The 7,628-nt window shown below is 60.3% G+C and carries 8 protein-coding genes and 1 pseudogene; 5 read left to right on the top strand and 4 right to left on the bottom strand.

Annotated elements, in window-relative coordinates; genetic code table 11:
• The 3 genes from EOA60_RS11635 to EOA60_RS11625 all read right to left on the bottom strand — a co-directional run.
• A partial coding sequence (locus tag EOA60_RS11635; protein WP_281060737.1) for an SDR family oxidoreductase occupies positions 1 to 514 on the bottom strand: 514 nt, incomplete at its 3' end.
• 266 nt (positions 515 to 780) lie between these two features.
• A complete protein-coding gene (locus tag EOA60_RS11630; RefSeq protein WP_245479298.1) occupies positions 781 to 2,082 on the bottom strand; it encodes a ribulose-bisphosphate carboxylase large subunit family protein in 1,302 nt (433 codons plus the stop codon).
• Entirely contained in the window at positions 2,055 to 3,482 is a 1,428-nt protein-coding gene (locus EOA60_RS11625; RefSeq protein ID WP_128311380.1) for a four-carbon acid sugar kinase family protein, read from the bottom strand. Before EOA60_RS11625 ends, EOA60_RS11630 begins: the two co-directional genes overlap by 28 nt.
• 185 nt (positions 3,483 to 3,667) lie before the next feature.
• Here EOA60_RS11625 and EOA60_RS11620 point away from each other — a divergent pair, with 185 nt between their 5' ends.
• The 5 genes and pseudogenes from EOA60_RS11620 to EOA60_RS11600 all read left to right on the top strand — a co-directional run bounded on the left by EOA60_RS11620 (position 3,668) and on the right by EOA60_RS11600 (position 7,198).
• Positions 3,668 to 4,624 (top strand): LysR substrate-binding domain-containing protein, encoded by a 957-nt coding sequence (locus tag EOA60_RS11620; RefSeq protein WP_127335987.1) that lies wholly within the window; start codon positions 3,668 to 3,670, stop codon positions 4,622 to 4,624.
• 117 nt (positions 4,625 to 4,741) lie between these two features.
• Positions 4,742 to 5,533: a glucose 1-dehydrogenase gene (locus EOA60_RS11615; protein WP_127335988.1), complete on the top strand. Its 792-nt coding sequence runs from the start codon at positions 4,742 to 4,744 to the stop codon at positions 5,531 to 5,533.
• Between the two features lie 46 nt (positions 5,534 to 5,579).
• Positions 5,580 to 6,434 carry an MBL fold metallo-hydrolase gene (locus tag EOA60_RS11610; protein WP_164748534.1) on the top strand — a complete coding sequence of 285 codons (855 nt, stop codon included), beginning with the start codon at positions 5,580 to 5,582 and terminating at the stop codon, positions 6,432 to 6,434.
• Between the two features lie 454 nt (positions 6,435 to 6,888).
• Positions 6,889 to 6,960, top strand: a pseudogene (locus tag EOA60_RS39860) (hypothetical protein); the annotation flags it as partial.
• 67 nt (positions 6,961 to 7,027) lie between these two features.
• On the top strand, positions 7,028 to 7,198 hold the full coding sequence (locus tag EOA60_RS11600) for a hypothetical protein (protein WP_245491815.1): 171 nt from the start codon (positions 7,028 to 7,030) through the stop codon (positions 7,196 to 7,198).
• Positions 7,199 to 7,417: 219 nt separating this feature from the next.
• Here the strand turns inward: EOA60_RS11600 and EOA60_RS38220 are convergent.
• A partial coding sequence (locus EOA60_RS38220; protein ID WP_206628125.1) for a hypothetical protein occupies positions 7,418 to 7,628 on the bottom strand: 211 nt, incomplete at its 5' end.

The following is a 7,628-nucleotide window of genomic DNA, read 5'->3' as shown; positions in this document are numbered from 1 at the left end:
CGACGAGGGCCTGGCCCGTGATGAACGCCGACTCCGGCGAGCAGAGAAACCGGACGGCTCCGACGATGTCTTCCGGCATCTGGTCGCGTTTTATGGAACGCGCATTGTTGTTCATCTGCTTCTGCCATTCAATAGGATCCTTACGCCCGAGCACGCCGTCGCTGAGCGTGAAGCCCGGCGCGACGGAATTCGCGCGGATGTTGTCGCCTCCGAGCTCGCGCGCCATCACCTGCGTCATCATCGTAACGGCCGCCTTGCTGGTCACATAGTGCATCAGATTTGGCGGTCCCTTGTAGACGGAAGCCGAGGAGATGTTGACGATGCCGCCTCCTCCCCTTTTGCGCATCAGCGGGACAATCGCCTTGCACCCTATGAAGATGGAGAACACGTTGACGTCCATCACGCGCTTCCACTCGTCATTGCTGAGCTGTTCGAACGGAACGCGTGAAAGGGGTGAAAAAAGGCCCGCATTGTTGACCAGGATGTCCACCCCGCCCGACAGTTCCTCTGCCAAACTGCCCAGTCCGCCTCGCTGGCGACATCGAGCTTGTGCGAGGATACGACATGACCTGCCTCGGCCAGCTCGGCAGCAGCCTTTTCCTGCCCCCTTATGTCGGTGACGGCTACTGTTGCGCCGGCCTCCGCGAGCGACCGTGCGATATGCAAGCCGATCCCCATCGCCGCCCCTGTCACGACAGCGGTCATTCCGTTTAGGTTCTGCATTGTGACTTCCTCATGCGGAATGCATCTTTTCCGACGCGCCTTGATTTTGATTTCGGATCAGGCGGATTCGGAAACGTTGGGTTCCGGCCAGTGCTCGAGGGCTGCCGAGAGTGCCGGTCGCGAGGACGCATAGCTCCTCAGGTCGATATTGCTGATCACACCTTCCCATGCGTCGACTATGCTGCGCACCCCTGCGGCCGGGCCCATCGGGTGCGACATGATCCCGCTACCGCAGACATAGATGAGATCCTTGCTGCCGATCTTGTCATAAGTCGGTTTTGCCTGATGGATCGTCGAGCCTCCCGAGACGACCGGCATCGCGCGGTCGTCTTTTTCGAGTTCTTCGGTCATCGGGGACAGACATGCCTTTGCCGATCCGACGATGCTCTCTTCGCTCTCCCAGAATTTCCGGCCCAGTCCGCTGACGTGGATATGATCGACGCCAGCCAGCCTGTGCACCATCTGGAACGGAGAAAAATCCAGCCCCTGCATGGCTGCACGGGTCATGGTTGCCCAGCCGGCGCGATGGCCGTGTATGGGCAGCACCGAATGCTTTCGCAACGCGATCACGCCCGCCAGGCCGACAGAGTTCAGATTGACCATCACACACGTCCCGCCGGCTTCTGCGACCGCGTCATGCCGGCGGCGCAATTCGTCCGCGTCGCCGGATATGTTGAAGGCGTACATGACCTTTTTGCCGGTCTTGTCCGCGTGCCGGTTGATCACATCCATCACCCGCGTCACCCTTTGTTCGATAGGGCAATAGGGAGGGTTGCTCATGAGTTCGTCGTCCTTGACGAAGTCCACACCGGACTCGGCAAGGCCCCGCACCACTTCCGCCGTCTGCTCGGGAACCAGGCCGATGTTCGGCTTGATGACGCTGCCGATCAGCGGCCGGCCGGCCGTGCCGGTCAGCCTGCGCGTGCCTTCGATGCCGAAAGCTGGACGCAGCGTCTCCGACACGAATGACGACGGCAGATCGATCCGCTCAAGTCGGATGCCACTCAGCCGGCGCATTCCCGTTTGGTTGCCCAGGATCGTGGTCCACAGCATAGGAAGCGAATTCCCGATGTTGTGGGTCGGCCACGACACAACGATCCGCGCCTGCCGGTAAACAGGATAGGGTTTTTCGATCGAGCCGAGCGACGGCTCGTTCCGTTCGCCCAGAATCTCGATCGATTCGACATGCGCCCTGTATTGCTGGAAGAGTTCCTCGGTCTCGAGGGGGACACGCCGGCTTGTCGACGTCGACTGTTCTCCCGCCAGTTCATCGGCAACCGAGGCGACGTCCGCACCGGTCTCTATAAGATAGGTCGCGCTAAAGCGATCACTCATGCCGACCTCTCCTCCCCCAGCCATGTCCATTCCGCGCCGACAAGCGCCTTGGTCAGAATGTCGGGGGCGCCGACCTGACCGCCTTTCAGCAACACCTCGAGTCCGTCGAAGACGGGGTTTCGCGAAGACAGCTTCGATATGTTGCCGCCAGATTTGCGAGAGGCCACGACGCGTAACGCCGTCGCCTGCATAAGTCTCATTGCCAGGCTGGACGTGTCGCCGCCCGCAAACACGATCCGCCTGAGCCCGTGCTGTTCCACCGCGCGGGCGCCGACCGCTCCGAACACCGCGCCGATGCGAGCCGCGAAGATATCCCTGGACTGGCCGGACGCATCTGCAGCGACGGCGGCTTTGAGCAGGACCGGGTCATCCGGCCCGAGGGCAGTGTAGACCACCACGCTGCGGCCGGTTTCGAGCCCACGACCCACGGCTGTCTGGACGCGTTCGATCGCGGCCTCGACACCGCCGCTTTCGAGCAAAGCCGCAGGGTCGAGAAGGACCCCTTCCCATCCGCGCGAAAGCGCGTCGTGTATTTGCGCGCCGTTGAGAGCAGACCCGCTTCCAGACAGAACGAGCATTCTGTCGACATCCAACAAAGTCCTTTCCGCGTGAACCGTCTCACGAGGCTTCTCCGCGACGATCAAACCAAGAGAATGTGCGAAATCCTGCGCCGCTATCGCGAACACGATCTCTCGTTGCGATAGGTGCCAGACAAAACGGGCGGCGCTATCGACATCGCCCTGTTCCAGACCGTCGAAAACGACTGCATCGTCCTTGGCGGACGCGCAGAGTGCGTATGCGCTTTGGATTGCCGCTTCGCCGTCCCGTATGCAGTCGATGGGCAACGAGCCGACCTGTAATGGCCCTTGCGCCTTGAGATGCAACCGCAGATCCGCTTCCTGCATTGGCGTCGCAGGGTGAACCGACATTACAGGGTGGCGATCCAGTCGATAGACTTTACCCTTGTGGCGCGCGAAGTGGTTGGCAAACAGGGTGTAGCGCCCAAACGCAGGACAGGCCGCAACGATCGGGATCGAGGTCGAGATACCCAGGGTCTTTTTTGCACAGGATATGACGGTGGCCAGGTTTCCCGTGGTCGGCGAGGAATCGAAGGTGGAGCAGATCTTGTACTGAGCCACGCGCACGCCGAGAGAGCGAAAAAGGCTCAGCACCGGCTCGATTTCAGCGGTCATGGCGTCTGGACGCAACGAGCGGCCGACGCCCGCCACACCTACGACGTCGACGTCCGCGGCATACCGCTCCAGATCGTCGCCGGAGGGCACATTAAGGAACATCACCGCCCTCAATCCCGCCGCCTGATAGTTGGCAAGATTGGCAGTGCCTCCGGTGAAATCGTCGCCGTAGAACCCGATGCACGGAGCCACGGCTGATGTGTCAGCCTTTACCATTTCCGTCGATGCCAAACATATGCGCCGCCAGTAATCGGCATGCGACGAATGTTATATCCGTCGCCGGAAGCCAAGCGACTTATTTGCGGACATCTGTGAGGCGAAAGCACTTCAACCCCGGATTCGCTTTTCCGGCCGCGCCAACGGAAAGTGTTGTGCGATAATCTCACAGCGGCTAAACGTGAGGGCGGGAGGAAGACATGCGATTGCCATCACTGACCGCGCTTAGAAGTTTCGAGGCAGCTGCCCGTCTGCAGAGCATGACGAAGGCCGCCGATGAGCTTTGTGTGACGCATGGTGCCGTCAGCCGACAGGTGCAGGTCCTGGAGTCGGATCTCGGCATCAAACTGCTCAACCGCCTGCCGCGCTCGCTGGAAACGACGGAGGAAGGGGAACAGCTTGCACGCAAGCTTTCCCAGGCTTTCGCGATGATGGGGGATGCCGTATCTTCCCTGAAGCCGGGGCCGGTCGTCCTGTCGTGTTCGGCCAGCCTCACCATGCGCTGGTTGATCCCGCGGCTGCCATCGTTCAAGGCAGCACACCCGGACGTGACGTTGCAACTGTCCGCAAGTCACGGTCCGATCGATTTTCCAAGGGAGAACGTCGACATTGCGATCAGGAACGATGTGGTCAAATCGCCGTCGAACGTTCGTACGGAGCGGCTCGGGAGGGAATACTTCGGTCCCGTCTGCGCCCCGGAATTCGCGCGGCAGCACCGGATAAACCATCCTTCCGATCTGGAGAGAACGAACATACTGGCAACTATGACGCGGCCGGCTGCGTGGCCGGAATGGTGCAATGCCGTCGGCTATGCGGGAATAAGCACGCTCCCGAAGGATGTGTATGAACATTTCTACGTGATGATCCAGGCGTCATTATGCGGTCTGGGAGTAGCGATCGCGCCCAGGATTCTTGTGGAAGACGATATTCGCAGAGGGGTACTGGTGGCTCCTTTCGGGTTCGTGCCCGGCAACCGGAATCTCGAACTCTGGACGAAGGAAGATGCGCGTCGCAAGTCCGGTGTGAAAGCGCTGCGCAATTGGCTCAAGTCTCAAGTGTTCGAGATATACGACGACCTTCCCGACCAAGGCTTGGCATCCACGACCACGGGGCATGCGATCGGGGTTGTGAGCTCAATTCACATTCCCGGTGTCTAAACTCCATTGCATTCGTCAGTTGCGGCGGCGAAATGGGAGCAGCCGCGTCAAAGCGAGCGTGGATGCAGTGCGCCGCCATATTTTTCGGGCGCGTGGTGAATTTTGGGATTGTCTGTCATGCGTCGTCTGGAAGGCAAGGTAGCTCTCGTAATGGGAGCGGGATCCTCGGGTCCCGGTTGGGGAAACGGCAAGGCGACAGCAATGACCTATGCCCGCAATGGCGCGAGGGTGGTTGCCGTCGACCTGCATCGGGAAAGCGTCGACGAGACGGTTGCGCTGATCCGTGAGGAGGGCTTCGAGGCGGATGCGCTATGCGGCGATGCGACCAGGGAAGATGACGTCAAGTCGATCGTGTCCGAGGTGATGCGGCGGCATGGCCGCATCGACGTGCTGCAGAACAATGTCGGCATCACCGTTATGGGTTCCATCGAGGAAACGACCGTCGAGGCCTGGGATCACGTATTCAATCTGAACGTGAAGACTGTCTTCCTTGCCTGCAAGCATGTACTGCCTCTGATGGTCGCCCAGAAGGCCGGAACCATCGTCAACATCTCGTCACTGGCATCGCTGCAGGTCAACAAGTACCCATATTTTTCCTACTACGGTTCCAAGTCGGCAGTGAATCATCTGACCAAGGCGCTCGCGGTGCACTACGCGCCGCATGGAATCAGGGTGAATGCCGTGTTGCCCGGCGTCATGCACACGCCGCTGATCTACACACAGATCGCAAGTGAGTTCTCGTCGGTGGACGAGATGCTCAAGGCCCGTAACGCCGCGAGCCCGATGGGCCGCATGGGCGACGCCTGGGATATAGCTAATGCGTCGCTCTTCCTGGCTTCCGACGAAGCCAACTATGTGACCGGCGTGATTCTCCCGGTCGATGGCGGCAAAAGTTGCTGGGGGCGCTGAGTTCTCTTCGCCGGCCCAGCGCATCCCGTGGTCGCGAGAGGTTCGCATGACGGCATTTCAGATCGGAACGATACGCATTGACCAGATCGTCGAGATGGAGAACGTCACTGTTCCGGCGAAATGGCTGCTCGCCAACATTTCGGACTTCTATCCGGAAATCGAGACGTTCGAAATCAATATCCAGTCCTTCTTGATACGCACCGGTAAGAACACGATTCTCGTGGATAGCGGGTGCGGCGATGGGCGCAGCAGGCCAGGCCAGCCACAATTCGAAGGCCTGACCACGGGTTTTCTGCAGAAGCTTGCGCTCGCCGGCCCACAAGTCGACGATATCGATCTGGTGATCCTCACTCACCTCCATTTCGATCATGTCGGCTGGAATACGAACTGGGTGGATGGCGCATGGCGCCCGACGTTCCCCAGAGCTCGTTACCTGTTCTCGCGTAACGAGTACGAATTTTGGGGTTCCGCCCAGTGGACGGGCATCGGCTCGGAGGCGACGCGCCAGTCTTTTCGCGACAGCGTTCAGCCGGTTGTCGATGCAGGACAGGCGGACTTTCTGGAAGCGCTCGAAGACATCCGTCGCTTCGACCCGGAGATCGCCCTGCTGCCACTGCCCGGTCACACGCCGTACCAGTTCGGGATCGCTGTCGAAAGCATGTCAGAGCGAGCAGTCATCGTGGCTGACGCGCTCCATTCTCCGCTGCAGATCTCAGAACCGAGGCTCTACAATGGCGGGGATATGGACCGTGAGCTTGCCCTTCGGACCCGGCAGACACTGATACGCGACCATGCCGACACCGGGACGCTGCTGTTTGGCAGCCACGTCGGCGGCTCTAGTGCCGGGTGCATAGTGTCCGGGGACGGCGGCCCCCGCTTTGTCGAGTGGACGGACGCATAATTGCGCTCGACTCAGGCCCTGGGCACGTCCTCAGTGGCCCACGTGAGGCTCTCCGCTTGCCAGACTTGAGCTGTCTAACGAGACGTTAGCCGAACTCAACCGACTGAATTCGGAGAACCCGATGCGGCCCAGTGATCCTGATCGAGGCCTGGTCCGAGATCGGAGTCCTGCAGCACGCCGCCTGGCTCCACTGCTCGTCGCTGCGCTGCCGCGACAGGAGCGCCTTGCTACGGGCCATCTCATCTCATTGCATCTCGCCGCCAAAGACATTCCGCGGGAACGCCGGCAAGCACGGCCCCCGTAGTGACCGATTGTTGGCCTTGGTCGACGTCGTCCAAGAAGCTCGGGCCGGATTGAAGGAGCATGATCGACTTGTACTGGCGAAGAACCAGATGGAGTGGCGGCTGCGTGAGCGACGCGCCAGCTCGAAACTTTCGGACCTGTCGAGTTCGCGCTGGCGTGTCCGATCGTCTCGACCAGCCTGATCCAGGACCGGCTAAAAGTCTCGAAGCAGGGTGCGCTCAACCTCGTCGGTGAGCTTGGCCTGCGCGAGATGATGGGAAGGGGAAGGTTTCAGGCGTGGGGATCGTCTCATGAGCAAGACTGTCGGCAAGCGCCGCTATCTCGAGCACGGCCCGATCGCTCTCGTGTCGTCGAGGTGGCAGGCGAAAACCAACATCATAACGCTCGGCTGGCACACGGTCCTGGATTTCTCGCCCTCGCTGGTCGGCCTGATGATCTCGGACGGCAATCAAAGCACCTGATCAAGAACAGCCGCGAATGCGTGATCAATCTGCCGACCACTGCCCTGACCGACACTATGGTCGCGCGCGCGAAATGCATACCTGTCCTTCCCTCTCATCTGGGACAATCGCTTCAGCATCTGCCGCAGCTCGGTCATGTCAACCATGCGGTTCCGTCAGCTCTCACGTCCCATTGGCGCTGCCTATATGAGACCGGAAGAGCGCTGCTTAACCCTGGAATCATTGGTCGCGATTCTTGGCCCCGGCTGTGGGCGTCTTGATGATTTCTCCCATGGTGAGTTTCGGTTCAGAAATGGTGGACAATTGGTCGAGCGCTTCATTGGGTTCGCGCAAGCGTTTTCGAAGCATCCGCGTTCGCCAGCCGGCCAACGGCTCCCTGTGCGTTTTCCGGTCAATCCGATAAGAGCGGCTCCGCGCGATGGCGAAAGAC

Source organism: Mesorhizobium sp. M1A.F.Ca.IN.020.06.1.1, assembly GCF_004023265.1.
Taxonomy (GTDB): Bacteria; Pseudomonadota; Alphaproteobacteria; order Rhizobiales; family Rhizobiaceae; genus Mesorhizobium.
The sequence above is the reverse complement of the archived record's forward strand: the minus strand, read 5'-3'. Positions and strand labels throughout refer to the sequence as shown.

Excerpts from the sequence above, each read along its gene's own strand:
- EOA60_RS11630 (WP_245479298.1), bottom strand. The coding sequence starts at position 2,082 with ATGGCTGGGGGAGGAGAGGTCGGCATGAGTGATCGCTTTAGCGCGACC.
- EOA60_RS11620 (WP_127335987.1), top strand. The coding sequence starts at position 3,668 with ATGCGATTGCCATCACTGACCGCGCTTAGAAGTTTCGAGGCAGCTGCC.
- EOA60_RS11615 (WP_127335988.1), top strand. The coding sequence starts at position 4,742 with ATGCGTCGTCTGGAAGGCAAGGTAGCTCTCGTAATGGGAGCGGGATCC.
- EOA60_RS11610 (WP_164748534.1), top strand. The coding sequence starts at position 5,580 with ATGACGGCATTTCAGATCGGAACGATACGCATTGACCAGATCGTCGAG.
- EOA60_RS11600 (WP_245491815.1), top strand. The coding sequence starts at position 7,028 with ATGAGCAAGACTGTCGGCAAGCGCCGCTATCTCGAGCACGGCCCGATC.